This window comes from Geodermatophilus maliterrae (assembly GCF_041018925.1).
GTDB lineage: Bacteria > Actinomycetota > Actinomycetes > Mycobacteriales > Geodermatophilaceae > Geodermatophilus > Geodermatophilus maliterrae.
In genome coordinates, this window is the sequence record NZ_JBFNXQ010000029.1 from 1 (window position 1) to 24557 (window position 24557).

Annotated in this window: 25 protein-coding genes and 1 pseudogene; 10 read left to right on the forward strand and 16 right to left on the reverse strand. The window is 75.2% G+C overall.

Going from position 1 to position 24557, the window contains the following annotated elements; all coding sequences use genetic code 11:
• The 5 genes and pseudogenes from ABQ292_RS11030 to ABQ292_RS11050 form a co-directional block, all read right to left on the reverse strand.
• Positions 1 to 610: pseudogene (locus ABQ292_RS11030) on the reverse strand (hypothetical protein); the annotation flags it as partial.
• A gap of 2 nt (positions 611 to 612) precedes the next feature.
• Entirely contained in the window at positions 613 to 1278 is a 666-nt protein-coding gene (locus ABQ292_RS11035; protein WP_369206188.1) for an SCO family protein, read from the reverse strand.
• Positions 1275 to 2024 (reverse strand): YcnI family copper-binding membrane protein, encoded by a 750-nt coding sequence (locus ABQ292_RS11040; RefSeq protein WP_369206190.1) that lies wholly within the window; start codon positions 2022 to 2024, stop codon positions 1275 to 1277. Before ABQ292_RS11040 ends, ABQ292_RS11035 begins: the two co-directional genes overlap by 4 nt.
• A gap of 31 nt (positions 2025 to 2055) precedes the next feature.
• The gene (locus tag ABQ292_RS11045; RefSeq protein ID WP_369206192.1) at positions 2056 to 3861 is read right to left on the reverse strand and encodes a copper resistance CopC/CopD family protein; all 1806 of its coding nucleotides are present in this window, start codon (positions 3859 to 3861) and stop codon (positions 2056 to 2058) included.
• Complete coding sequence (locus ABQ292_RS11050; protein ID WP_369206194.1) at positions 3858 to 4505, reverse strand: zf-HC2 domain-containing protein; 648 nt, start codon at positions 4503 to 4505, stop codon at positions 3858 to 3860. The genes ABQ292_RS11045 and ABQ292_RS11050 overlap by 4 nt, the downstream gene beginning before the upstream one ends.
• 67 nt (positions 4506 to 4572) lie before the next feature.
• On the opposite strand from ABQ292_RS11050, the gene ABQ292_RS11055 reads away from it, so the two are divergent.
• The 4 genes from ABQ292_RS11055 (at position 4573) to ABQ292_RS11070 (ending at position 8196) form a co-directional block, all read left to right on the forward strand.
• Entirely contained in the window at positions 4573 to 5139 is a 567-nt protein-coding gene (locus ABQ292_RS11055) for a sigma-70 family RNA polymerase sigma factor (RefSeq protein ID WP_369206196.1), read from the forward strand.
• A 104-nt stretch (positions 5140 to 5243) separates the two neighbouring features.
• Positions 5244 to 5861: a DUF47 domain-containing protein gene (locus ABQ292_RS11060; RefSeq protein WP_369206198.1), complete on the forward strand. Its 618-nt coding sequence runs from the start codon at positions 5244 to 5246 to the stop codon at positions 5859 to 5861.
• 5 nt (positions 5862 to 5866) lie between these two features.
• Positions 5867 to 6868: an inorganic phosphate transporter gene (locus ABQ292_RS11065; protein WP_369206200.1), complete on the forward strand. Its 1002-nt coding sequence runs from the start codon at positions 5867 to 5869 to the stop codon at positions 6866 to 6868.
• A 311-nt stretch (positions 6869 to 7179) separates the two neighbouring features.
• Positions 7180 to 8196 carry a sulfite exporter TauE/SafE family protein gene (locus ABQ292_RS11070; protein ID WP_369206202.1) on the forward strand — a complete coding sequence of 339 codons (1017 nt, stop codon included), beginning with the start codon at positions 7180 to 7182 and terminating at the stop codon, positions 8194 to 8196.
• Positions 8197 to 8398: 202 nt separating this feature from the next.
• Here ABQ292_RS11070 and ABQ292_RS11075 read toward each other — a convergent pair whose 3' ends face one another.
• The 6 genes from ABQ292_RS11075 to ABQ292_RS11100 all read right to left on the reverse strand — a co-directional run bounded on the left by ABQ292_RS11075 (position 8399) and on the right by ABQ292_RS11100 (position 14845).
• Entirely contained in the window at positions 8399 to 9385 is a 987-nt protein-coding gene (locus tag ABQ292_RS11075) for an NAD-dependent epimerase/dehydratase family protein (RefSeq protein ID WP_369206204.1), read from the reverse strand.
• Positions 9386 to 9453: 68 nt separating this feature from the next.
• On the reverse strand, positions 9454 to 9951 hold the full coding sequence (locus ABQ292_RS11080) for a DUF5994 family protein (RefSeq protein WP_369206206.1): 498 nt from the start codon (positions 9949 to 9951) through the stop codon (positions 9454 to 9456).
• Between the two features lie 267 nt (positions 9952 to 10218).
• A complete protein-coding gene (gene typA, locus ABQ292_RS11085) occupies positions 10219 to 12108 on the reverse strand; it encodes a translational GTPase TypA (protein WP_369206208.1) in 1890 nt (629 codons plus the stop codon).
• Positions 12109 to 12482: 374 nt separating this feature from the next.
• Positions 12483 to 12836: a hypothetical protein gene (locus ABQ292_RS11090; RefSeq protein WP_369206210.1), complete on the reverse strand. Its 354-nt coding sequence runs from the start codon at positions 12834 to 12836 to the stop codon at positions 12483 to 12485.
• Complete coding sequence (locus ABQ292_RS11095; RefSeq protein ID WP_369206212.1) at positions 12833 to 14071, reverse strand: FAD-dependent monooxygenase; 1239 nt, start codon at positions 14069 to 14071, stop codon at positions 12833 to 12835. The genes ABQ292_RS11090 and ABQ292_RS11095 overlap by 4 nt, the downstream gene beginning before the upstream one ends.
• 207 nt (positions 14072 to 14278) lie before the next feature.
• Positions 14279 to 14845: a YceI family protein gene (locus ABQ292_RS11100; RefSeq protein ID WP_369206214.1), complete on the reverse strand. Its 567-nt coding sequence runs from the start codon at positions 14843 to 14845 to the stop codon at positions 14279 to 14281.
• An 89-nt stretch (positions 14846 to 14934) separates the two neighbouring features.
• Between ABQ292_RS11100 and ABQ292_RS11105 the strand changes: the two genes are divergently transcribed.
• Together ABQ292_RS11105 and ABQ292_RS11110 are read left to right on the forward strand one after the other, a co-directional pair.
• Entirely contained in the window at positions 14935 to 15447 is a 513-nt protein-coding gene (locus tag ABQ292_RS11105) for a MarR family winged helix-turn-helix transcriptional regulator (protein WP_369206216.1), read from the forward strand.
• Between the two features lie 211 nt (positions 15448 to 15658).
• Positions 15659 to 16171: a cupin domain-containing protein gene (locus ABQ292_RS11110; protein ID WP_369206218.1), complete on the forward strand. Its 513-nt coding sequence runs from the start codon at positions 15659 to 15661 to the stop codon at positions 16169 to 16171.
• 30 nt (positions 16172 to 16201) lie between these two features.
• Here the strand turns inward: ABQ292_RS11110 and ABQ292_RS11115 are convergent, their stop codons facing one another.
• Genes ABQ292_RS11115 through ABQ292_RS11125 form a run of 3 tightly spaced genes read right to left on the reverse strand, consistent with a single transcriptional unit; the run spans position 16202 to position 19301 of the window.
• The gene (locus ABQ292_RS11115) at positions 16202 to 17092 is read right to left on the reverse strand and encodes an enoyl-CoA hydratase-related protein (RefSeq protein WP_369206220.1); all 891 of its coding nucleotides are present in this window, start codon (positions 17090 to 17092) and stop codon (positions 16202 to 16204) included.
• A complete protein-coding gene (locus ABQ292_RS11120) occupies positions 17089 to 18081 on the reverse strand; it encodes an acyl-CoA dehydrogenase family protein (protein ID WP_369206222.1) in 993 nt (330 codons plus the stop codon). The genes ABQ292_RS11115 and ABQ292_RS11120 overlap by 4 nt, the downstream gene beginning before the upstream one ends.
• Complete coding sequence (locus ABQ292_RS11125; RefSeq protein WP_369206224.1) at positions 18078 to 19301, reverse strand: acyl-CoA dehydrogenase family protein; 1224 nt, start codon at positions 19299 to 19301, stop codon at positions 18078 to 18080. Before ABQ292_RS11125 ends, ABQ292_RS11120 begins: the two co-directional genes overlap by 4 nt.
• A gap of 129 nt (positions 19302 to 19430) precedes the next feature.
• Here ABQ292_RS11125 and ABQ292_RS11130 point away from each other — a divergent pair, with 129 nt between their 5' ends.
• The 4 genes from ABQ292_RS11130 to ABQ292_RS11145 are packed head-to-tail and all read left to right on the forward strand — an operon-like array spanning position 19431 to position 22573.
• Positions 19431 to 20276 carry a class I SAM-dependent methyltransferase gene (locus ABQ292_RS11130; RefSeq protein WP_369206226.1) on the forward strand — a complete coding sequence of 282 codons (846 nt, stop codon included), beginning with the start codon at positions 19431 to 19433 and terminating at the stop codon, positions 20274 to 20276.
• A gap of 53 nt (positions 20277 to 20329) precedes the next feature.
• Complete coding sequence (locus ABQ292_RS11135) at positions 20330 to 21895, forward strand: long-chain-fatty-acid--CoA ligase (RefSeq protein WP_369206228.1); 1566 nt, start codon at positions 20330 to 20332, stop codon at positions 21893 to 21895.
• A 47-nt stretch (positions 21896 to 21942) separates the two neighbouring features.
• Positions 21943 to 22176 carry a FitA-like ribbon-helix-helix domain-containing protein gene (locus ABQ292_RS11140; RefSeq protein ID WP_369206230.1) on the forward strand — a complete coding sequence of 78 codons (234 nt, stop codon included), beginning with the start codon at positions 21943 to 21945 and terminating at the stop codon, positions 22174 to 22176.
• A 1-nt stretch (position 22177) separates the two neighbouring features.
• Complete coding sequence (locus ABQ292_RS11145; protein ID WP_369206232.1) at positions 22178 to 22573, forward strand: type II toxin-antitoxin system VapC family toxin; 396 nt, start codon at positions 22178 to 22180, stop codon at positions 22571 to 22573.
• A gap of 9 nt (positions 22574 to 22582) precedes the next feature.
• On the opposite strand, the gene ABQ292_RS11150 is transcribed toward ABQ292_RS11145, so the two are convergent.
• Together ABQ292_RS11150 and ABQ292_RS11155 are read right to left on the reverse strand one after the other, a co-directional pair.
• The gene (locus ABQ292_RS11150) at positions 22583 to 23290 is read right to left on the reverse strand and encodes a DsbA family oxidoreductase (protein WP_369206234.1); all 708 of its coding nucleotides are present in this window, start codon (positions 23288 to 23290) and stop codon (positions 22583 to 22585) included.
• Between the two features lie 108 nt (positions 23291 to 23398).
• Positions 23399 to 24541 carry a glycerophosphodiester phosphodiesterase gene (locus tag ABQ292_RS11155; protein WP_369206236.1) on the reverse strand — a complete coding sequence of 381 codons (1143 nt, stop codon included), beginning with the start codon at positions 24539 to 24541 and terminating at the stop codon, positions 23399 to 23401.
• Positions 24542 to 24557 lie beyond the last annotated feature (16 nt).

Sequence of the window (24557 nt, forward strand, 5' to 3'; positions counted from 1 at the left end):
GCGCCAGGTGCAGCGACCAGGTGAGCGCCGGCGCCGGCGGCGGGCTCCAGGTGAGCTCGCCCCGCACGGTCACCGCGGTCGTCCCGTGCGCCATCGGCACGGTCCACTCCGACACGGTGTGCGACCGCGTCGGGTCGGCGGCGACCACCGGGGGCAGCTGACCCTCGCTCATCCAGTGCGTGCGGTGGTCGTGCCACACGTACTGCGGCTCGGTGGACACCCGTACCCACTCCGGCTCGGCCGCCGGGTCGGCCTCCGGCGGCAGGGTCACCCGGCCGTAGCGGTCGAGGTTGATGTAGGTGGCCGGGCTGTGCGCGTTGCGCCAGACGCCGTCCGGGCCGATCCGCAGGTAGGGCTCGTCGGAGTAGCCCGGCACGGTCACCTCGGTGCCCGTGGTGTTGACCACCTCGAGCTCGTCGCCGAACTGCAGCACCCGCACGCCCACCCCGGGCACCGCAGGCTGCACCGAGGTCACCCGGCCGTCGAAGTCGCTGCCGGCGGCCCCCCCGCCGACGTGCGCCGCGGCCGGCCCGGCCAGGGTCAGCCAGGCCAGCACCCCGAGGACGACGACGGCCAGCCGCCCGGCCGCCGTCGGGGACGGGCCCACCACGGCTACGCCGCGGAGGCGACCGCGTCCAGGTCGCCGGCGATGTCGCGGGAGGTGTTGCCGGCGTCGAAGGCGACGTGCGCGTGGTCGTCGGCGCCGTACAGCAGCAGCAGCGAGCTGTGCAGCCGGCCGGCGTCCTCCGCCAGCGGCACCCCGGCCGACAGCTGCGCCTGGTCGATCGCGTCCTGCGCGCCGGTCAGCCCGATGAAGCGGGTGGGCAGGTCGGCGTCGAAGCGGGCCAGGTACTCCGCGAGCACCTCCGGGGTGTCGGCTGCCGGGTCAGTGGTGACGAACACCACCTGCACCTGCTCGGCCAGCGCCGGGTCGACGTCGCGCAGGGCGAGGGCGACGTCGGCCATGGTCGTGGGGCAGATGTCGGGGCAGTTCGTGTAGCCGAAGAACAGCAGCGTCGGCCGCCCCGCCGTCGCGGACGCGAAGTCGTAGGCCGCGCCGGAGGTGTCGGTGAGGGTGAACGAGGGCCGCTGGTACGGGTCGCGCAGGTCGATGCCGGCGTACTCGTCGCCCGGGCCCTCCAGCGAGGCGGCCGCGCCGCCGGAGTGGTCGTGGCCCTCGTCGGCCGAGGCGGACTCGCCGTCGGCCCCGCAGGCGCTGACCGCGAGACCGACGGCGAGGAGCAGCGCGGCGAGCCGGCCGCGCGCGGGGGAGGTCACGAGGACACGGTACGTCGGCCCGCGCGGTAGCCGAGGACGACGCCCGCGAGACCGACGGCCAGCGCCAGGATGGCCAGGAACAGCGCCAGGCCGGCCGGCTGGTCGCTGACCGGGTCGCCGTGCGCGTGCCCGTCGGCGGCCGCGGTGCCGGTGGCCGCCGCCGTGTCGCCGTCCGCCGTGTCACCGTCCGCCGCCGTCAGCGACAGGACCGGCGCGGGACTCTCGGGCTCGGCCTCGCCGTCGACGGTCGGCTCGATCCAGGCCGACTCGGTGCCGTCGCTGTAGGTCTGCACCACCGGGTAGCTCAGGGAGTCCGCGTCCGGGAAGGGGCCGCCGGACAGCGAGAACTCCTGGAACTGGCCGGGTGCGATGCCGCCGCCCGCGTCGGCGCGGAACTCCACCACGGAGACGTGGTCGCCGATCTCCTGCCCGTGCACGGTCACCGGCTCGTCGAGCTGCGCGGAGGTCGTCGAGACCGTCCAGCCGGGCACCGGCTGCACCTGCAGGGAGGCCATCGCGGCGTCCGCGGGGACCGAGATGCGCAGCGCCACGGTGCTGGCGGTGTCGCTCTCGTTCGGCACCCGGAAGGTGAGCTTCCCGTAGCCGCCGGCGACGGCGTCGTCCGAGGAGACCGTCACGTGGGCCGACGCGCCGGTCGCGACCACGACGGACGCGACCAGGGCGGCCAGGGCGGCGGCCAGGACGACGCCGGCGCGGGCCAGCGGTCGCAGGATGGGGTGGGACACGGTTCTCCTTCTCGCTCGCTCTGACGAGCTCTCAGCGCACCGGGAAGTCGGTGCTGGCGGTGGTGGCGGTGAACTCGTCGAGCCGGACGCTGACCGCCACGGTCCAGGTGCCGGCGCCCGGGATCGACATCCCGTCGGCCACCCAGTGGCCGGGTCCGGCGGGTTCGAGGTCGACCTCGAGCGGGCCGATCTCCTGCTCGGGCTCGGTGAGCGTGACGCGCAGGTCGGCCGGCTGGGCGAGCTGACCGGCGTCGTCGAACAGGTACAGGTGCAGGGTGTTGGCGCCGGGACGGGCCGGGTCGACCGACAGCTGCACGCTGCCGGACTCCCCCGCCGCCGACCGCAGCGGCAGCGTGACGTCGACCGGCTCGGCGAGGGTGGCGCGGGCCGGCGGGGTGCCGACCAGGACCGCCGACAGCGCGAGCACGACCGCGGCGACGGCGGCCTCGACCAGCACCGAGCGGCGCAGCGGCCCGACGTCCTCGACCGCTCCGCGCGCCTGTGCGGCCGCCCGCACCCGGGCGGCGGCGACGGTGCCCTCGTCGGCCTGCTCGTCGGCGCCGGAGGCCGGCGCGGCGAACGCGTGCGCGGTCACCCGCCGGCGCCCGCCCGGCCGGGGCCGGGCGACGCCGAGGTGCTGCTGCACCCACACCCGCGAGACCCCGGCGGCGGCGAGGAGCAGCAGCACCAGCGCGAGCTTGGCGAGCAGCACCCAGCCGTAGGTCGTCGACACCAGCGCCGTCGGCGAGCCGACCTCGCGCACCGACTGGACGACGCCGGTGACCACCAGCGCGGCCACCGAGCCCGAGGCGATCCGCGACCACCGCGGCAGCGCGCCGGCCAGCTCGCCGGCCTCGGCGCCGCGCCGGACCAGCCCCGCCAGCAGCGCGGCCAGCCCGCCGAGCCACAGCGCCATCGCCGCCACGTGCACGGCCGTGACCGCGGTGGCGAACACCGGCAGCGGCCCGGCGACCGGGTGCCCCACCGCGGCGGTGGTGAGGACGACGCCGCCGGCGAGCACCGCCAGACCGGCCGACTCCTGTGCCGTCGGCGCGCCGGCGCGGCGCCACAGCGGGACCAGCAGCGCGGCCAGCAGCAGCGCCAGCGCCCCGCGGCCCAGGGTGGTCAGCCCGAAGGCCGAGGAGCCGGTGGTGGCCACCAGCGCCGGGTCGAGCAGCGAACCGAGCCCGGCCCCGGCCGCGTAGGGCCCCTGCAGCAGGGCGGTGAGCACCGCGCCGACGGCGACGGCGACCAGGCCCGCGGTGGTCAGCCGGCGCATCCGCGGCGAGGCCCACCCGGCCGGCCAGCACAGCGCGAGGAACGCCGGGACACCGAGGCCGACGGCCAGCCCTGCGAAGCCGAGGGTCCGCGCGGCCGGCAGCGCCGCGGCCACGAGCGGGTCGACGTCGGCGTCGTCGGCCACCGCGGCGGCGTCGGCCAGCTCGCCGTCACCGACGACGAAGGCGTAGGCCCCGCTGATCGGGTGCGAGTCGGCCGAGACGATCCGGTAGGTGACGACGTAGCCGGCGTCGGGCAGGTCCTCGCGCAGCGGGACGGTGACCGTGCCGCCGTCCACCGACGGCGCCCCGGTGTCGGCCCGCTCGCCGTCCGCACCGAGCACGCGCGCGTAGCCGGCACCGAGGGAGACGCCCTCGGTGAAGCGCAGGGTCACCGCGTCGGGCGCCGCGTCGAGGCGGGCACCCTCCCCCGGGTCGGTGGACACCAGCTCGGCGTGCGCGGCGGCCGGGCCGGCGGTGGCGACACCGAGGCCGAGCCAGCCGGCGAGCAGCACGAGCAGCAGCAGCGACGGGCGCCGCCGCGGGGCGAGCTCGCTCACGCCGGCACCCGTTCCCGGCCCAGCACCCCGGCCGGCCGGCGACGCGGCCGCTGCCGCCAGGCGATGACGGCGATCAGCACCACGCCGGCCAGCAGCAGCAGGTGCGCGGCGGCCCGGTCGGCGTGCACGTGCCCGGCCTGCAGGTCGCGCACGGTGGTGACGGCGAGCAGCACGGTGAACGTCGCGAGGAACGGCAGGGCACCGGCGGCCAGCCGCGGCAGCGCCGCGACGGCGACGAAGGCCGCGGCGACGGCGAGGTTCCAGGCGCCGGCCTCGTTCGCCATGTGCACGGGCGCGCTCATGGCCGCGCTGCCGCCGGCCAGCGCCGGCCAGGCCAGTCCCGCCTGTGCCACGCCCGCGGCCAGCAGGGCCAGCCGCAGCGCCGACCGCACCAGCCGGCTGCGGGCGGCCGCGGCCGCGCCGGGCAGCGACCGGGGCAGGGCGGCGAGGACGGCAGCGGTGAGATCGGGCACAGCGGGCACGGGGGCCAGCCGGGTGCGGCGGGTGACCTGCCCGGCCGCCTGCGCCCAGCCTGCGCAGTCGGGGCAGACGGCCAGGTGGCGGTCGAGTTCGGCGGCCGGCATGCCGAGCGGCTCGCCGTCGAGACGCGCCGAGGCCGCCTCACGGAACGGTGCACACTGCATGCAGCAGTAGTCGTCGCGGAGGGCCGTCCGGTTCCCGGCTCGCGGGGACCCCGCACGGAGGAGGGACGTGGACGAGCTGGAGCGGGCCGCGGCGGGCGCCGTGGACGGCGACCCGCTGGCCGCCGCCACCCTCGTCCGGGCCACCCAGTCCGACGTCTGGCGGCTGTGCGCGGCGCTCGGCGACCGGCAGTCGGCCGACGACCTCACCCAGGAGACCTACGCCCGCGCCTTCGCCTCCCTGCACCGCTTCGAGGGCCGCTCCTCGCTGCGCACGTGGCTGCTGGCCATCGCCCGGCGGGTCTGCGCCGACGCCGTCCGGTCGCGCCGCCGGCGCCGGCTGACCCTCGTCCGCGACGACGCCGACCTGGAGGCGCTCGGCCGCATCGACGGTGCCGACCGGGTGGGCGAGGGTGCCGCCGTCACCGACCTGCTGGCCCGGCTGGACCCCGAGCGCCGCGAGGCCTTCGTGCTCACCCAGCTGCTCGGGCTGTCCTACGCCGAGGCGGCGGAGGTCGCCGGGTGCCCGGTCGGGACGATCCGCTCGCGGGTCGCGCGGGCCCGTGCCGACCTCGTCGCGGCGCTGGACGGGGCCGGCGCGGAGGACGCGACGGGAGCCGACGCGGCGCGCGCCTGACCGCGAGGTGAACGGAACGCGAACGGGTACCTATGCTGCCCGGCGGCCGTTCCACCGCTCCCCCGCGGCAGGCGACCGCCCCACCTGCCGACCGGGAGCCCCGCGTGCCCTTCAGCCTGACCCCCAAGGACTCGAGCTTCTACCCGCTGTTCACCGCCTCGGCGGAGAACCTGGTGACGGCCACCGACGTCCTGAGCGAGTTCATCCACGACCACGCGCGCCGCGAGGAGCTGGCCGAGCGACTGCGCGAGCTCGAGCACATCGGCGACCAGTCGACGCACGCGATCTTCCGGCAGCTGAACTCCAGCTTCGTGACGCCCTTCGACCGGGAGGACATCTACCGGCTGGCCAGCGACCTCGACGACGTCATGGACTTCGTCGAGGCCGCCGCCGACCTGGTGGTCCTCACCGGCCTGGGCACCCTGCCGGCGGAGATGAGCCAGCAGACGGCGCTGCTGCAGCGGGCCGCGCAGACCACCGCCGAGGCGATGCCACGGCTGCGCACGCTCAAGGACCTCTCCGAGTACTGGATCGAGGTCAACCGCATCGAGAACGAGGCCGACAAGCTCTACCGGCGGCTGCTCTCGCGGCTCTACAGCGGGGAGTTCGACGCGCTGGAGATCCTCAAGCTCAAGGAGGTGGCCGACCAGCTCGAGGAGGCCGCCGACGCCTTCGAGCACGTGGCCAACGTCGTCGAGACCATCGCGGTCAAGGAGTCCTGACCCCCGTGGACGCGGCCTTCGTCGCGCTGGTCGTCATCGTCGTCGTCGCGCTGGCCTTCGACTACACCAACGGCTTCCACGACGCGGCGAACGCGATCGCGGTCGCCGTCTCCACCAAGGCCCTGACCCCGCGGGTCGCGCTGGCCCTGGCGGCGGTGATGAACCTGGTCGGCGCGGTGCTGTCCACCGAGGTGGCGAAGACCGTCGGCGCCGGGATCATCGACCCCCCGGAGGGCGGCGGCGGCCTGGAGATCGTCTTCGCCGCACTGATCGGGGCGATCACCTGGAACATGATCACCTGGTACTTCGGGCTGCCCTCGTCGTCGTCGCACGCGCTCATCGGCGGCCTGGTCGGCGCGGCGCTGGCCGCGGCCCACTCGGTGCAGTGGATGGGGATCCTCGACAAGGTCGTCATCCCGATGGTGCTCTCGCCGCTGGTCGGCTTCGGCCTGGGCTACCTGTTCATGCTGGTGATCCTCTGGAGTTTCCGGCGGTCCAACGTCACCCGTGCCAACCGCGGCTTCCGCTACGCCCAGATCGTCAGCTCGGCCACCATGGCCCTCGGCCACGGCCTGCAGGACGCCCAGAAGACGATGGGCATCATCACGCTGGCGCTGTTCACCGCCGGTGAGATCGACAGCTTCGAGGTGCCGCTGTGGGTCGTGCTGGCCGCGGCCGGCGCCATCAGCGCGGGCACCTACGCCGGCGGGTTCCGCATCATGCGCACCATGGGCCGGCGGATCATCCAGCTCACCCCGGCCGGTGGCTTCGCCGCGCAGACCGTCGCCTCCGGCGTCATGGTCACCACCGCGACGGTGTTCGCCGTCCCGGTCTCCACCACGCACATCACGACGACGTCGATCATGGGCGTGGGGTCCACCCGGCGGCTGTCGGCCGTGCGCTGGGGCGTGGCCGGCAACATCGTCGTCGCCTGGGTCGTGACGCTCCCCGCGGCCGGCGCGGTGGCGGCGATGGCCTACTTCCTGACGGACCTCGTCGTCGGCTGAGCCGGCGCCGACCGGCCCGCCGTCCGCGCCGGTCCCCGTGGGTCGACCGGTGGCCCGCCGGGCCCGGGTCGGCAATTGTCGATCGATCTGGTAGACATAGGACCCGTGGCGGTGACGAGGGTGCTCCTGGTGGGGCGGATCCACGTCGACCTGCTGCGTGTCTGCACCGCCGCCTGTCCGGGCTGCTGACCCCCGCGCCGTCCCCGGCGCCCCCTGGGTCCCGCGCTCCGTGCGCGCCCCGTCCCCCCGCTCGTCCTCGCCGGAAGCCACGCCCCCGCGCGCCCGGCGTCTCCCTCCCCGGAGTCAGCCCCGTGAAGACCCTCATCGTGCTCGCGCTCGCCGGCCTGGGCGCGCAACTCGTGGACGGCAGCCTCGGCATGGCCTACGGCGTCACCTCCACGACGCTGCTGCTCGCCTTCGGCACCAACCCCGCCGCGGCCTCGGCCACCGTCCACTTCGCCGAGATCGGCACCAGCCTGATGTCGGGCGTGGCGCACTGGCGCTTCGGCAACGTCGACTGGAAGGTCGTCGCCAAGGTCGGCTTCCCCGGCGCGATCGGCGCGTTCGTCGGCGCCCACGTGCTGTCGAGCCTCTCGACCGAGGTCGCCGCCCCGGTGATGTCGCTGATCCTGCTGTCGCTCGGCGTCTACCTGGTGGTCCGCTTCACCCTGCGCGGCATCGACCGCCGCAACCTCGGCAAGCCGGCGCGCAAGCGCTTCCTCGCCCCGCTCGGCCTGGTGGCCGGCTTCGTCGACGCCACCGGTGGCGGTGGCTGGGGTCCGGTCGGCACGCCGGCGCTGCTGGCCAGCGGCCGGATGGAGCCGCGGAAGGTCATCGGCTCCATCGACACCTCCGAGTTCCTCGTCGCCCTCGCCGCCAGCCTGGGCTTCCTCATCGCCCTCGGGTCCCAGGGGATCAACTTCCTGTGGGCGCTGGGTCTGCTCGCCGGCGGCCTGGTCGCCGCCCCCATCGCGGCCTGGCTGGTGCACCACGTCCCGCCGCGCATGCTCGGCTCGCTGGTCGGCGGGATGATCATCCTCACCAACAGCCGCACGCTGCTGCGCAGCGACTGGATCGACGCCTCCGACCCGGTCCGCTACGCCGTCTACGCGGTGATCTACGCCGTCTGGGCCGCCGCCGTCGTCCACTCCTACCGCCAGTACCGCAGGGACCGCGCGCAGGAGTCGGCCGACGCCCTGGCCGCCGAGGCCGCCCGCCTGGCCGAGGACGGGGCGGGCCGGCACGCGATCCCGCCGGCCGACGCCGCGGACGTCGCCGACCTGGAGCGGAGCATCGGGGCCGGCCGCCCCAGCGCCCCGCAGGACTGACGAAGGACCCCCTGCCGGGCCTCCCTCGCACGCTCGGGGCCTGGCCCGGGACGGGACCGGAGACCACGGGGGAGCCCCGTCCGTCGCTTGCCGGGCGGGGCCTCCCGGCGTCCCGGTGGGCGACGACGAGGAACCCTGATGCCCGGGCGTCCTCCCGCACGGTCAGCGGTCAGGGAGGACACCGCACGATCAGGTCACCTGGTCATCGCGACGCCAGCAGCGCCGCCTCGAGCTCGGCGGGCAGGCCCGGCTCGGGCAGGCCGTGCGGCGGGGGCGGCCGGTGCGGCGTCGCCTGCAGCCAGGCCCAGGTGTCGGCGAGCGTCTCGCGCACCGGGCGGCTGGGCAGGCCGAGTGCGCGAGCACGCGCGGTGCCGACGTCCCAGGCGGTGCGGGCCATCTCGCGGGGCAGCCACAGCGGCAGGTGCCGCCACGGCTCCACGCCGGCGGCCAGCAGGTCCTCCTCGGGCACCGGCACGAGCTGCGCATCGCCGCCGGTGACCTCCCGGCACAGCACCAGCAGGTCGCCGTAGGTCGTCATGCCGGCCGGGCCGGTAGCGTTCACCGCGCCGGTCTCGCCCTGCTCGGCCATCACGACCAGCCAGCCGGCGAGGTCGCGGACGTCCACCAGCGCCATGGGCTGGTCGAGCGCGTCGGGGACGACGACCCGCCCGCCCCGGGCGATCCGCTCCAGCCACCAGCCGATCCGGTGGACGATGTCGCGCGGTCCGGCGATCAGGCCCGCGCGGGCGGTGAGGAAGCGGCCCGGGAACGCGGCACCCAGTACCCGCTCGGCCTCGGCCTTCGTCGACCCGTACTCGTCCCCCGCGCTCTCGCCGACCGGTTCGTCCTCGCTCGGGATGGGCCCGGGCGGCCAGCCGGTGTAGGCGTTGAGGCTGCTGACGAAGGCGTAGGACCGCACGCCCGCGTCCCCGCCGAGGGCCGCGGCGGCGTGGACGGCGGCGGCGCGGGTCTGGCAGGAGGTGTCGGCGACGAGCTCCGGCGTCCAGCCGTCCAGGGCGCGCGGGAGGGCGCCGGGGTCGTCGCGGTCACCGGTCAGGGCGCGGACGCCGGACGGCGGCGGGCCGCTGACCCCGCGGGTGAACGTCGCCACCTCGTGGCCGCGGTCGAGCGCCGCCGTCGCCACGTACCGGCCGAGGAAGTGGGTGCCGCCGAGGACCAGGAGTCGCATGGCACCCACCCCAGCCGAGCCGCTCCCCCGCCGTCCAGCCGGTTCCGCGGTCAGCGCAAGGTCCTCCCTCAGACCGCCCGGGTGACCGGGAGGTCGGGCACCTGCGGCAGCGGCTGCGACCGCGCGGCGGCCATCACCATCTGCGGCGAGCGGGGCAGCCCGCGCCGGGTGCACAGCCGCAGCGCACGGACGCCGGTGATGACGTCGGTCTCCGGCGGGACGACGAGCAGGTTCGCGAGCCGGTTGCCGCCGGCCCAGCTCAGGCAGACCACGCCGGGGTCCATGCTGCTGAACCCGCCGGTCCGGACGACCCGGTCGTCGACGACGAGCTTGCGCGGGGCCGGCTGCCACGGGCCGAGCGGGTAGGTGAAGCGCTCGATGCGCAGGCCGCGCCGGTCCAGCGCCGCCACCAGTTCGGGCACCTCGACGGCGAGGTCACGGCTGCGCGGGTACCAGGCCCCGTCGAAGGTGTTCTCCCCCGACCCGACGTCCGCACGCAGGCTCACACGGACGTCGATGCCACCGCGGAAGCCCTCGGGGCCCCGCACCACCCGGGTCGTCGTCATCAGCGTCTGCCTTCTGCTCGTCTCCGCGGGCCCGCGTCCGGGTCCACGCGACGACCGTAGGTCGGCGTCCCGGCGCGCCCCCACGTGTACCGGCCGGGCCTGTCGACGCCCTCCGGCCGGTCATCACCAGCGGTCACGATCCGGTCACGACGCACGCGGTGCACTTCCGCGGAGCTGTACAGCGGCGCCGTCCGGCGAACCGGACGGCGGCCTCCCTGCAGGGGCCCGCCACGAGCCTGCGAGCGGTGGGGGCAGGGAGGTCCTCCCTCAGGGCTTGGGCTTGCGGTTCTTCGCCTTGCCGCGCTCGGTCTGGTCGAGCACCACCTTGCGGATGCGGACGGCGGCCGGGGTGACCTCCACGCACTCGTCCTCGGCGCAGAACTCCAGCGCCTGCTCCAGGTTCAGGATGCGCGGCGGGATCAGCCGCTCCAGCTCCTCGGAGGTGGACTTGCGCATGTTGGTGAGCTTCTTCTCCTTGGTGATGTTCACGTCCATGTCGTCCGGACGGGAGTTCTCACCGACGATCATGCCCTCGTAGACGTCCGTGCCCGGCTGGACCATGAGCTGGCCGCGCTCCTGCAGCGAGAACATCGAGTACGTCGTCGCCACGCCCTGGCGGTCGGCGACCAGCGAGCCCGTCGGCCGGGCACGCATGTCGCCCAGCCACGGCTCGTAGCCCTCGAGGTTGTGGTTGAGGACGCCGGTGCCGCGGGTCTCGGTGAGGAACTCGGTGCGGAACCCGATCAGGCCGCGCGAGGGGACGATGTACTCCATCCGCGCCCAGCCGGTGTCGTGGTGCACCAGGTTCTCCAGGCGCCCACGCCGGGTGGCCAGCGCCTGGGTCAGCGTGCCGACGTACTCACCGGGCGTGTCGATGGTGACCCGCTCGACCGGCTCGTGCAGCTTGCCGTCGATGACCTTGGTGACGACGGTCGGACGGCCGACGGTGAGCTCGAACTCCTCGCGGCGCAGCTGCTCGACGAGGATGGCCAGCGCCAGCTCGCCACGGCCCTGCATCTCCCAGGTGTCGGGGCGCTCGGTGGGCAGCATCCGCACCGAGACGTTGCCGACCAGCTCCTGGTCGAGGCGGTTCTTGATCAGGCGCGCGGTCAGCTTCTTGCCCGAGCGGCCCGACAGCGGCGCGGTGTTGATGCCGATGGTGATCGAGATCGACGGCTCGTCGACGGTCAGCGGCGGCAGCGGGCGCGGGTCGTTGGGGTCGGCGAGGGTGTCGCCGATCATGACGTCCTCGATGCCGGCGATGGCCACCAGCTCACCGGGGCCGGCGCTCTCGGCCGGGGTGCGGGTGAGCCCCTCGGTGACCAGCAGCTCGGTGATCCTGACGTTCTTGATGCTGCCGTCGGTCCGGCACCAGGCGACCGTCTGGCCGCTCTTCATCGTGCCGGAGTGGATGCGCAGCAGCGCCAGCCGGCCGAGGTAGGGCGAGGCGTCGAGGTTGGTGACCTGCGCGCGCAGCGGCTCCTCGGCGTCGTAGACCGGCGGCGGGATCGTGTCGAGCAGCGTCTTCACCAGCGGCGCGAGGTCCGGGCTGTCGGGCGAGGTGCCGTCGGCCGGGCGCGTGAGCGAGGCCTGGCCGGTCTTGCCGTTGCTGTAGACGATCGGGAAGTCGAGGGTGTCGACGTCCATGCCGGAGTCCTCGAGCAGCTCCATGAACAGCTCGTAGGTCTCGTCGACGACCTCACCGATGCGGGCGTCGGAGCGGTCGGTCTTGTTGACCACGAGGATGACGGGCATCCCCTTGCCCAGCGCCTTGCGCAGCACGAAGCGGGTCTGCGGCAGCGGGCCCTCGGAGGCGTCGACGAGCAGGACGACGCCGTCGACCATCGACAGGCCGCGCTCGACCTCGCCGCCGAAGTCGGCGTGGCCGGGGGTGTCGACGATGTTGACGACGACCGGGTTGCCGTTCTCGTCGGCCAGGTGGATCGCGGTGTTCTTGGCCAGGATGGTGATGCCGCGCTCGCGCTCGAGGTCCATCGAGTCCATGACGCGGTCCTGCGTGGAGTCGTTGTCCGTCCCCTCGCCCTTGGCGCGCCCGAGGGCGCCCGCCTGGCGGAGGAGGGCGTCGACCAGGGTGGTCTTGCCGTGGTCGACGTGGGCGATGATCGCCACGTTGCGCAGGTCGTCACGGGTGGGCATGCGGAGGGGCACCTCGGGGGAGATCAGGGGGTCGGCGCGTCCGTCTCTGTTGCGGAGCGCCCAGACGCCAGGGTCAACAGCCGCCGGCCCGGCGACCTTCCCATGCTAGTAGAGGGACCCCCTGCCCCCCTCCGCTCGCAGGCTCGCGGCGGGACCCTGCAGGGGGCCGACCGGCGATCCGTGAGCAGGCTCACCACTCAGGCGTGCGCGAGGTGCTGCCCGAGCAAGGCCAGGAGCCGGCCGGCGGTCCGCAGACGGCGGTGCTCCCGCACCGCCCCGAGACCGCCGGCGAGGGCCAGGCCGGAGGCGTGTGACCAGCCCCACCCGCCCCTGGCCGACGACCGGTGCGACGCGCCGTCCCGAGCCGGGACGCGTCAGCGGGTGAGCTCCCCGGACCGCGGCCGGTCGGCCACCGCGTACGTGACCCCGGCGGCGGCGAGCGTCACCAGGGCCACCGCCAGGCAGGACGCCAGCCCGACGCCGAGCGCCAGCACGTGGGCGAGCACGAAGGCGCCGACGTAGAGGGCGCCGAGGCCGAGGGCCACCGCCCAGCCACGGTGTTGCACCCACAGCCAGGCGGCCCCCAGGCCGCCGAGGGCGAAGACCGCGCCGCCGAGCGCCCGGATCCCGGTGCCCTGCGCGACGCCGAAGCCGGCCGCGAGACCGACGGCGACCAGGAGGGCGGAGGGGGTGCGGGTGCGCGCGCGGGTGAGGGTCGAGCTCGTCATGCCGTCCAGTCTCCCCGGCCGCGTCCAGGTGCACGCGGTGCAGGGCTACGCGGCCGGACGGACCAGGCCGAGCCGCCGGCCGAGCACCGGGCCGACGACCCCCACGCCGATGCGCGCAGCGACACGTCCCGCACGGCCATCCGCCACCGCTCCTCCGGCGCGAACCAGGACGCCGTCCGGGCGCCCGCGTCGGCGCGCCGCGCCACGACGGGCCCGAGTCGATCGCGCACCTGGTCCAGCACCACGGGGACGTCGGCGACAGCCGACGCCGTCGCCAGCGCCTCTGCCACCGCGACACCACCGGCCAGGGCGAGCGACGCTCCCTGGCCGGCGAGCGGGGAGACGCACCAGCACGCGTCACCGAGCAGGGCGACCCGGCCGCGGTGCCACACACGCGAGCGGACCTGCACCGTCCGGTCGGTGTAGCGGTCCACGGCCGCGGGGGCCCTCGCGAGCAGTTCGGGAACGAGCCAGCCGAGATCACCGAAGCGGCGGTGCAGCGTGCCGGGGAGGTCGGCACCGGGCTCACCCCCGCCGTCGGGTGACCGGTGGACGAAGAAGACGGCGGTGCGTCCCTCGTCGACCGGATAGGCCGCCACCATGCGTCCGGGTGCGGCGAGCGTGAGGAAGTCCTCCCGTCGCACTCCCGGCACGCCGCCGTCCAGGATGAAGGCCCAGACGGCATGACCGAGGTCGCGGGTGGTCCACTCGTCCGGCTCCAGCAGGTCGGTGCGGACCCGGGAGTGGATCCCGTCGGCCCCCAGGACGACGTCCCACTCCTCCTCGGCGCCGTCGGCGTAGCGCACCACGACCGGGTCCCCGGCCGCCTCGGCCTGCTGCACGCCGCTCACCTCGCGACCGTGGGACAGCTCGACCCCGGCGTCCCGCGCTGCGGCGTGCAGCTGGGCCTCCAGGTCGCCGCGCAGGAAGTTGTAGTGCTGCCCACCGAACACGCGGCGGCGCAGCGCCGGGTAGCTGACGGTGACCCGTGATCGACCGGATCCGTCGACGAACACCAGCCGCTCGACCGGGGCGTGGATGCGCTCCAGCGCGGGTCGCAGCCCCAGCCGGTCGGCTGCGTCGACACCGGGCCCGAAGAAGTCGATCATGTAGCCACGGCCCCGGGGCCCGGGCGCAGCCTCCACCAGCGTCGGGGACCCACCGAGCTGGCGCAGTCGCAGAGCGGCCGACAGCCCGGCGATCCCGGCTCCGACGACGAGGATCCGCACGGCCACGCCCCCTTCCCGCCGCGTGGCGCGCGGGACCGGCCGCCGCGCTCCCCGGTGTGAACCGGAGACGCGGGAGAGGGCGGCGGGGTTCCCACGACCCCGCGGCTCCCGGGACGCGCCGAGGGCCCCGAGCGGAACGCCCGGGGCCCTCGCAGCGGACTCCTCCAGGGCACCGCCCCGGGCGTGCGAGGGGTGGGGGAGGAGGGTCCTGGCTCAGGCGGTGCGGAGCACGGCCTCGATCTCGAGCTCGACGTCGATCTTGTCACCGACGACGACACCCCCGCCGTCCATCGGCAGGTCGATGTCGACGCCGTAGGCCTTGCGGGAGATGGAGGTCTTGGCGCTGAAGCCGGCGCGCGTGCCGCCGTAGGCGTCGGGGCCGAAGCCGTTGACCTCGAGCTCCAGGGTGACCGGCTTGGTGATGCCCTTGATGGTCAGGTCGCCCTCGAGGGTCCAGTCGCCGCCGTCGAGGCCCACCACGCGGGTCGACCGGAAGGTCATCACGGTGTGGTTGCCGACGTCGAAGAAGTCCGCGGAGCGGATGTGCGCGTCGCGCTGCTCCTGGCGGGTGTCGATCGAGTCCATGTCGATCGTGGCGGTCACGGTGGACCGCGCCGGGTCCTCGGCGGTGACGATCTCGCCCGAGAACTCCGTGAAGTAGCCGCGAACCTTGCTGACCATCATGTGGCGGACGGAGAAGCCGACGGTGGAGTGGGCGGCGTCGATGTCCCAGGTACCGGCGAGGTAGCCGGGGATCTGGACGGCGGTGCTGCTGGTCATGACAGGTACCTCTCGATGGTTGAGCGTTTGACCTTCTGCCGGCTAGAGCATAGTTGAGCACTCATCTATTCCGCAAGTACCCTGGGACCATGACGAGGCAGGTGTCACGCGGGGGGCGCACGCCGGACGCCGTCGGGCTCCCCGCCGGCGAGCCGCGCTGGCTCGACGGCGACGAGCAGCGCGCCTGGCGGGCGTGGCTCTACAGCAGCCAGCTGCTCAACGACCGGCTCGACCGGGAGCTCATGCGGGCCACCGGCATCCCGCACGCCTACTACGAGATCCTGGTGCAGCTGTCCGAGACACCCGGCCGCCAGATGCGGATGAGTGAGCTCGCCGACCGCTGTCTGTCCTCCCGCAGTCGCCTCTCGCACGCGGTCTCGAGGCTCGAGGAGCGCGGCTGGGTGCGCCGCCAGGAGTGCGCCGAGGACGGGCGCGGCCTGCTCGCCGTGCTCACCGACGAGGGCTTCGCCGCCCTGGAGGCCGCCGCCCCGATCCACGTCGAGGGCGTGCGCACCCACCTGTTCGACCAGCTCTCCCCCGCTCAGGTGGAGGCGATGCGCGACCTCGGCGAGACGCTGCTGCGCCACCTCGACCCCGACTGACCGGCGTCGGCCTCCCGTGGCTGCAGGTGGGCGGCATCGTCGGCGTCGCCACCGTCGCCGGGCTGCCGGCCTCGGTGCTGCCGGGCCGCTCGCACCGCACCGGTCGCCGCGATCGCCACGGTGTGGTGCGCCGTGATCACCGCCGACGGAGGTGGTCCACTGGTCCTCCCCGAGCCGCTGCGCGGAGCGCAGCGAGTCGACAGGAGGTCCCGTGTCCTTCTTCCCGCCGCCGCACCCCTATCCCCCGGACCGGCACTCCGGCCAGGGCGAGGTCTCGGCGCGATGGCGCCGCGCCGACGCCCCGCACGACCTGGTCACGGCGAGCGGCTCGTGCGACTACCTGGCCACCGGTGCCGGCACCCGGGGCGACTACGGCCTGTACCGCTGGAACATGGGTCCCGAGCCCAGCGGTCCGGGACCCCACCTGCACCGCAGCATCTCGGAGTCCTTCTTCGTCCTCGAGGGGCGGGTGCGCATCCACGACGGCCGGGGCTGGGCCGACGCCGCCCCCGGCGACTTCGTCCTCGTGCCGGAAGGGGGCGTGCACGGCTTCCGCAACGAGTCCGGGGAACCGGCCTCGATGCTCATCCTGTTCTCCCCCGGAGCGCCGAGAGAGGCGTACTTCGAGGGGCTCGCGCACCTGGCGGCCGGCGGCCGGCGACCGTCGGACGAGGAGATGGCCGAGTTCTACGCGCGCCACGACACCTGGTGGGTCGACGGCTGACCCACCGGCACCGCGGTGGCGCGGGCGCGCTCAGCCGGTGACGTCGGCCGGCGGCTGCGGCCAGCGCGGCACCCCGGCGACGGCGCCGTCGCCCAGCGGGGTGGCGAAGTCCGCGTCCCGCTTGGCGAGGAAGGCGGCCACGCCCTCGGCGGCGTCGGGGCCGTGGGCCAGCTCGGCCAGCGCGCGGGACTCCACCCGGTGGGCGTCCCACGGCGAGGGCGCGCCCAGCATCGACCACAGCATCTGCCGGGCGGCGGCCACCGCGACCCCGGAGGTGTTGTCGGCGATCTCGCGGGCGAGGCCGAGGGCGGTGGGCAGCAGGTCGGCGTCGGGCACCACCCGCGAGACCAGCCGGCCGCGCAGCGCCTCGGCCGCGTCGAACACCCGCCCGGTGGCCACCCACTCCACGGCCTGGCTGATGCCGACCACCCGCGGCAGGAACCACGACGAGGCGGCCTCCGGGACGATCCCGCGGCGGGCGAAGACGAAGCCGAAGCGGGCCGACTCCGCGGCGATCCGCACGTCCATCGGCAGCGTCATCGTCGCGCCGATGCCGACCGCCGGGCCGTTGACCGCGGCGATGACCGGCTTGCGCAGCGCGGCGAACGGCAGCGACGCCACCCCGCCCCAGTCACGCGGGACGCCGTCCACCGAGCCCCGGCCGGGCGCCCCGGCCGTGTCGCCGCGGGAGCGGTCGCCCAGCCCGCCGGAGCCGGCGCCGAGGTCGGCGCCGGCGCAGAAGGCCCGCCCCGCCCCGGTGACGACGACGACCCGCACCGCCTCGTCGGCGTCGGCGGCGGCCGCGGCCTGCGCGAGCTCGGCGGCCATCACGGGGGTGAAGGCGTTGAGCCGCTCGGGCCGCGACAGCGTGATCGTGGCGACCCGGTCGGCCACCTCGTAGCGCAGCTGGGTCGGCGTCATCCGAGGGCGCCGGCGACCGCCAGCCGGGCGACGGCGTCGAGGTGCTCGGCGGCGTCGCCGAGCAGCAGCCGGTCGACCTTGGCGCGGCGCCAGTACAGGTGCGCGTCGTGCTCCCACGTGAAGCCGATCCCGCCGTGCACCTGCACCACCGTCTCCGCAGCCCGCTCGAACGCCTCCGCGGCGTAGGCCTTGGCGGCCGAGGCGGCCAGCGGCAGCTCGGCGGGCGCGGAGTCCGCGGCCCAGGCGGCCCACCACACCAGCGAGCGCAGCTGGTCCACGCCCACCCACGCGTCGACGAGCATGTGCTTGACCGCCTGGTAGGAGCCGATCACCCGGCCGAACGCCTCGCGCTGCTGCGCGTAGTCGACGCCCATCAGCACCGCCCGGTCGGCGGCGCCGAGGTCCTCCGCGGCCATGACGACGGCCCCGACGTGCCGGGCCCGCGCCCACAGCTCCGCGGCGTCCTCGACCAGCACCCGGCGCGAGGTCATCCGCACCCGGGCCAGCCCGCGGGTGGCGTCCAGCGGCGTGCCCGGCACGACCTCGCCCTCCCCGGCGACGAGCGCGCCGCCGTCCAGGCCGAGGAACAGCGTGGCGTCGGCGGCGTCGACCGAGGGCGCCGAGCCGGTCACCGGTCCGTCGAGGACGGCGATCGCGGCCGACCCGTCGGCCAGCTGCGCGGCGAGCTCGGGCGTGCCCTCGAGCAGTACCGCCGCCCGCGCGGCGCTGACCAGCGAGGGCCCGGCGAGCACCGCGCCGCCCTGCTCGGCGACGACGGCGAGGTCGAGCACGCTGCCGCCGGCGCCCCCGGCCGACTCCGGGACGGTGATGCCGAGGAAGCCGATGTCGGCCAGCGCCTTGCGCCCGGGCGCCGGGGCGGCGGTGCCCTCCAGGGCCGCCCGCGCGGCGGCGGGCGACGCCGAGCCGGTGAAGAAGGCGCGGGCGCCGGCGGCGGCGTCGCGCTGGTCGTCGGACAGGTCGAAGTTCACCGGCGTGCTCCGGAGGAGGAGAAGGGGGCGGCCTTGTCGGTGCGCGGCTCCGGCGGCAGGCCGAGCACCCGCTCGCCGAGGATGTTGCGCAGCACCTGGTCGGTGCCGCCGGCGATGGCGACGCCGGGCACGTAGGCCTGGGCCCGCTGCCAGGTCTCGTCGCCGTCGGCGGTGGCGCCGAGGACGGCCTCGTCGCCGAGCAGCCGGACGCCGGCGTCGGCCACCAGCCGGGCCGCGGCGGTGCCGCCGAGCTTGCCGGCGCTGGCCTCCGGACCGGGCACCCCGCCCTGGCTCAGGGTGGTGAACCGGCGGTAGCCGGTGTAGCGGGTGGCGAGGGAGGCGACCAGCGCCCGGCCCACCGCCTGGCGGGCGAGCACCTGCTGCTCGGCACCGAGGGCGGGCAGCCGGTCGCGGGCGTGCGCGGCCAGCGCCTCGGCCGACTGGCCGATGTCGCTGCCGGCGCCGCCGATGGCGACCCGCTCGTTCATCAGCGTGGTCAGCGCGACCCGCCAGCCCTCGCCGGGCTCGCCGAGCCGCTCGCCGTCGGGGATGCGAACGTCGTCGAAGAAGACCTCGTTGAAGCCGGCGTCCCCGCTCATCTGGCGCAGCGGCCGGACGGTGACGCCGGGGGCGTGCATGTCGACGACGAACATCGTCAGCCCCGCGTGCTTGGGCCGCTCCGGGTCGGTGCGGGTGAGCAGGATGCCGTAGTCGGCGACGTGGGCGAGCGTCGTCCACACCTTCTGGCCGTTGACCACCCAGTCCTCGCCGTCGCGGACGGCCGAGGTCCGGAGCGCGGCGAGGTCCGACCCGGACGCCGGCTCGCTGAACAGCTGGCACCACACGTCGTCGGCGCGCAGCAGCCGGGCGAGGTAGCGCTGCCGCTGGTCGTCGCTGCCGTGGGCGATGACGGTGGGCCCGCACATGCCGATGCCGATGTGGTTGACCAGCGTGGGCACGCGGGCGCGGGCCAGCTCCTGGGCCACGATCGCCTGCTGCACCAGCGTCCCGCCCTGCCCCCCGTACTCCCGCGGCCAGGTGACGCCCACCAGCCCGGCCTCGGCCAGCACCCGCTCGGTGGCCCGCAGCTCCGCCTCGTACCGGCGGGCGTCGGCGGACTGCCCCGGCCGCACGTGCAGCAGGTCGGCGTCGCGCTCCTCCAGCGTGGCCCGGACGCGCGCCCGGTAGGCGGCCTCCTCGGGGGTGTCGTCGAAGTCCACGGGCAGCGCCTCTCGTCGTCCAGCGGGGTCGCCCGCAGCGTGACAGCGGTCACTGCACGTGGTCAACGCGGGCCCCGGCGCGCGCCGACCCGTACCGCGGTGGGGTCCGCCGGGCCAGCATGGGGCGCCATGGACGACGGCTCCGCCCCGGCGGCGGGCGGCTACGTGCTGGGCTCGACCGACCGGGAGATGGCCCGACTGGCGGCCCTCTCGGAGGTCTACGGGCCGGTGACCGCGGCCTGGCTCGACAGCGCCGGGCTCCGGCCGGGCGCGACCGTGGTCGACGTGGGCTGCGGACCGGGGGACGTCAGCCTGGCGGCCGCCGAACGGGTCGGTCCCACCGGGACCGTGCTGGGTCTGGACGCCGCGCCGCGCCCGCTCGAGCTCGCCCGCGCCCGCGCGGCGGCCGCCGGGCTGCGCAACGTCTCCTTCGAGCAGGCCGACGTGACCCGCTGGCGCCCGCCCGCGCCCGTGGACGCGGTGGTCGGCCGGCTGATCCTGGTGCACCTGCCCGACCCGGTCGCCCAGGTGGCCCGGCTGGCCGGCACCGTGCGTCCGGGCGGGGTCGTGGCGTTCGCGGACGTCGCCCTGTCCACCCGCGCCGCCCAGCCGGAGCTGCCGCTGTTGACCGCCTTCAACGCCTGGCTGCTCGGGACGTTCACGCGCTCGGGCCGGCCGGTCGACATGGCGCTGCGGCTGACCGGTGTGTTCCGGGCCGCCGGGCTGCCCGACCCGGTGCTCACCGCCGCGGCGCCCCTCGAGCGGGGCGGGGACGCGGTCGGCTGGTCGGTCGTGGCCGGGGACGTCGCCGGCCTGCTGCCCGTCATGGAGCGCACCGGCGTGGCCACGCGCGAGGAGATCGGGCCGGAGACCTTCGAGCAGCGGCTGCGGGCACAGGCCGCCGAGCACGACGCCGTCCTGGTCAACCCACTGGTCGTCGGCGCCGTCGCGCGCACGCCGGACGGCGGAGGTTGACCCTCCCCGGCGCCCCGGCCAGCATGACGCGGGTCACACCCTGAGGAGGCCCCGTGGACGTCCCCACCCTCGCCGGCCGCGGCATGACCGCGTCGGACCAGCTCGCCCGCTGGGCCCGCCGGACGCCGGACGCCGTCGCCCTGCGCTTCGACGGAACCGGGCGCACCTACGGCGAGCTCGACGAGCGGGTGACCCGGCTGGCGCGCGCCCTGGCCGCCCGCGGCGTCGGCACCCGTGACCGGGTCGCCGTCCTCGCGCTCAACGGCCTCGAGACGTGGGAGACCTACCTGGCCGGTGTGCGGCTCGGCGCGATCGTCGTCCCGGTCAACTTCCGGCTGGTCGCCGACGAGGTGGCCCATGTGCTCACCGACAGCGGTGCGGTCGCGCTGGTGGTCGACGCCGCGCTGGCCGAGGTGGGCGCCAAGGCCCGCGTGCAGGCACCCGGCGTCACCACGGTGCTGACCATCGGCGAGGAGTTCGAGGCGGCGGCGGCCGAGGCCGGCGGCGAGCCGCTGGACGTCGAGGTCGACGAGTCCGCGCCGGCGTTCATCATGTACACCTCGGGCACGACCGGCCGCCCCAAGGGCGCCGTGCTGACCCACCGCAACCTGCTGATGCACGTCTTCAGCCAGGTCACCCACCTCGGCTGGGACCCCGACGACCGGGTCGCCGTCCCCGGCGCGCCGCTGTTCCACATCGCCGGGCTGGCCGGCGGTCTGCCGCCGCTGCTGCTCGGCGGCACCCACGTGATCCTGCGCTCGGGCGGCTTCGACCCCGTCGCCACGCTCGACCTCATCGAGCGGGAGCGGGTGAGCAGCATCTTCCTGGTGCCGGCGATGTGGGCCGCGATCGTCGCCGTCCCCGGCATCGCCGCCCGCGACCTGTCCTCGCTCCGCCGGATCTCCTGGGGCGCGGCCCCGGCGTCGACGACGCTGCTGCGCACGATGATCGACACGTTCCCGCAGGCCGAGGTCGTCACCGCGTTCGGGCAGACCGAGTGCAGCCCGGTGACCTGCCTCCTGCGCGGCGAGGACTCGGTGCGCAAGATCGGCTCGGTCGGGACGCCGATGCTCAACGTCGAGGTGCGCGTGGTCGACGACGCGATGGAGGACGTGCCGCAGGGCGAGGTGGGCGAGATCGTCTACCGCAGCCCGATGGTGATGGAGGAGTACTGGGGCAAGCCCGAGGCGACCGCGGAGGCCTTCGCCGGCGGCTGGTTCCACTCCGGGGACCTGGTGCGCCAGGACGAGGACGGCTACCTCTACGTCGTCGACCGCAAGAAGGACATGATCATCACCGGCGGCGAGAACGTGTACTGCGCCGAGGTCGAGGACGTGCTGGCCGCGCACCCGAAGGTCGCCGAGGTCGCGCTGATCGGCGTCCCGGACACCCGCTTCGGCGAGGCGCCGCTGGCCGTCGTCGCCCCGCGGGACCCCGCCGACGCGCCGACGCCGGAGGAGCTCACCGCGTGGTGCCGCGAGCGGCTGGCGCGCTACAAGAACCCGCGGGAGTACTCGGTGGTCCCCGCGCTGCCACGCAACCCCAGCGGCAAGGTGCTCAAGACCCGGCTGCGGGAGGAGCACTCGGCCGGCTCGCTGGTGGCCGAGCCGGTGGTGTGACCTGCCAACACCATGCACTGTGCATGCAGTGCAGGTAGGGTGCACGCATGGGCAGGACGATCCAGGTCCGTGACGTCCCGGAGGACGTCCACGAGGTCTTGCGTGTCCGGGCTGCCCGCGCCGGGTTGTCACTGTCGGAGTACCTGCGCAGGGAGGTCAGCGGGCTCGCCCGGCGCCCGACGGCGGAGGAGTTCCTGGCGCGCGTCACGGCGCGGGAGGACGCGGCGGTCGACACCGAGCAGATCGTGGCCGCCCTCCACGCCGAGCGCGACGCGCGCTGACGTGTCCCTCGTCGTGGACGCCTCGGTGGTGCTGCGACTGCTCCTGCAGACCGGCTCGGTCGCCGACGACCTCGGGACGATCGTCGCGACCGAGGACCTCCACGCACCGGCACTGTTCGACGTCGAGGTCGTCTCAGGACTGCGCAGACTCACTGCCGTCGGGTCCGTCGACGGCGGCCGGGCGGCCGAGGCCGTTGCCGACCTGGCGGTCCTCGGGATCGAGCGGTACCCGCACACCCCGCTGCTGCCGCGGATCTGGCAGCTGCGCGCGAACCTGAGCGCCTACGACGCCACGTACGCGGCCCTCGCCGAGAGCCTGGGGTGCCCACTCGTCACCAGTGACCGCGGGCTCGCGACAGCACCGGGGCCGCGGTGCGAGCGACGCCACCTCCCCTGAGGGGTCCTCCTAACAGCCGTCGGGGCCGCAGACCTCGCCGCCGCTGATCACCGGGATGAGCGGGGTGCGCTCGGCCCACGCCCGCTCGAGCACCTGGAGCAGCGCGTCGGCCGGCTGCGCGCCGTTGACGCCGTACTTCCGGTCGACGACGAAGAACGGGACGCCGCTGATGCCCAGCGCCTGCGCCTCGGCCTCGTCGGCCCGCACCGCCCCGGCGTACCGCTGGTCCGCCAGCGCCGCGCGCACCTCGTCGGCGTCCAGCCCGGCCTCGGTGGCCAGCCGGACGAGGGTCTCGCGGTCGCCGACGGCCTCGCCCTCGCTGAAGTAGGCGGTCAGCAACCGCTCCTCGACCGCGTCCTGCACCCCGCGCTCGCCGGCCAGGTGGACGACCTGGTGGGCGTCGAAGGTGTTGGCGCGCACCGCCCGGTCGAACCGGAGGTCCAGCCCCTCGGCGGCGGCCTGCTGGGTCATGTGGTCGGTCATCTGCTGCGCGCTCGGCACCGAGGTGCCGTACTTGCGGGCCAGCCGCTCGGCGTACTCGGTCGGCGAGACCTCGTCACCCGCGGCGGCCGGGAGCGCGCCCGGGTCCAGCTCGAAGGCCCTCCACTCCACCTCGACCGCGTCGCGGTGCGGGAAGCGGGCCAGGGCGGCCTCGAAGCGGCGCTTGCCGATGTGGCACCAGGGACAGACGACGTCGGACCAGATCTCGACCTTCACGGCCGCTCCAACACCACGCCCGGCGACCGGTCTTCCCGGCGATCACGGCGCCGCGACCACCCCGCGGGCTCCGGCCGTGGTCACGGCGCCGTGGTCACCAGGGGGTGCTCAGGCGGCGGCCTGGTCCTCCTCGTCCTCGAACAGCTCCCGGGAGACGACGCCGGTGTCGGGGTTGTCGGTGAAGATCCCGTCGATGCCGGTCGCCCAGAACGCCAACTGCTCCTCGATCGCCCGGCCGTAGTCCCCGGGCTCCTCGCCCGCGTCGCGCAGGTCGGTGGGGAGGAACTCGTTCTCGTTGCGGAACGTGTACGGGTGCACCAGCAGCCCGGCCTCGTGCGCGTCGGCCACGAACGCCGTCGGCTCACCGAGGTCCCCCGCCGCATCCCGCGGGATGACCTGCGCCTTCTCCGGCCCGACCCCGTCGGCGTACCCGGCCACCTCGACCAGCCCCGCCGCGCCGGACAGGTCGGCGTAGGTGCGCGGGTCACCGGCGGCCACCAGGTCGGCGGGCGCACCGGTCGCCGAGAGCAGCTGGACGAGCGGCACGTCGACCACCTCGTCGAGCTCCTGCAGGTTCGTCGTCTCGAACGACTGGAGGAACACCGGCGCGTCCTCGGCGGTCAGGCCGGCCGCCTCCAGGGACTCGACCAGCGGCTCCTCGAGGGAGAGCCCGATCGAGTCGAAGTACGTGGGGTGCTTGGTCTCGACGTAGACCCCGACCTCCCGGTCGAGCTCCCGGCTGAGCTCCTCCCGCAGCTCCAGCACCTCATCGAGGGTCGGCACCCGGTAGAGCCCGTCGTAGATCGTGTTCTCCTCGCGGAGCTCGGGCAGCCGCTCCACCGCCCGCAGGCTGCGCAGCTCGGCGAGGGTGAAGTCCTCGGTGAACCAGCCGGTGATCTCCACCCCGTCGATCACCTTGGTGGCGCGCCGGTCGGCGAACTCGGGGTGCTCGGCGACGTCCGTGGTCCCGGAGATCTCGTTCTCGTGGCGGGCGACCAGCACGCCGTCGGAGGTGCTCACCAGGTCGGCCTCGATGTAGTCGGCCCCCATCCGGGCCGCGAGCTCGTAGGAGGCGAGCGTGTGCTCGGGCCGGTAGCCCGAGGCGCCGCGGTGCCCGATGACCAGCAGCTCGTCCGCGCGGGTTCCGTCCACCTCCGGCGGTGGGGCGGCCGCGGCCGGGCCGGTCAGGAACAGCGGGACGGCGAGGACCGCGGCGCTCAGCGCGGCGGTCCGGCAGTGGGCACGTGACATGGGTGCACTCCCCCGG